The following is a 276-nucleotide window of genomic DNA, read 5'->3' on the forward strand; positions in this document are numbered from 1 at the left end:
AGGTTGGCGGGCGCTTGATCTTGGACTACCTCGTGCGAGAAGGCGACCAGTTGCCTAAGAAGGGCAAAAAGGTCTTCAAGGCGGGCGAGTCGCTTAAGGCCGGAAGCCCCGGATCGATCAAGTTCAAGCTGTGGGAAGGCGAAATCTCCGACCCTATTAACGACAACCGCTTCATCGGAATGTTCGAAATCGAGGGTACGGACTTCGACGACGGCGTCATCGTTGCAGGCGCGGAGATGATCTGCGAGTTTGAAGTGCTCGACTCTGGCAACATCA

General features: G+C 55.8%; 1 pseudogene. It reads left to right on the top strand.

Going from position 1 to position 276, the window contains the following annotated elements:
- Positions 1-14 precede the first annotated feature (14 nt).
- Positions 15-276: pseudogene (locus RTX98_RS20645) on the top strand (Hsp70 family protein); the annotation flags it as partial.

It is taken from the genome of Tianweitania sp., assembly GCF_032053605.1.
Taxonomy (GTDB): Bacteria; Pseudomonadota; Alphaproteobacteria; order Rhizobiales; family Rhizobiaceae; genus Tianweitania.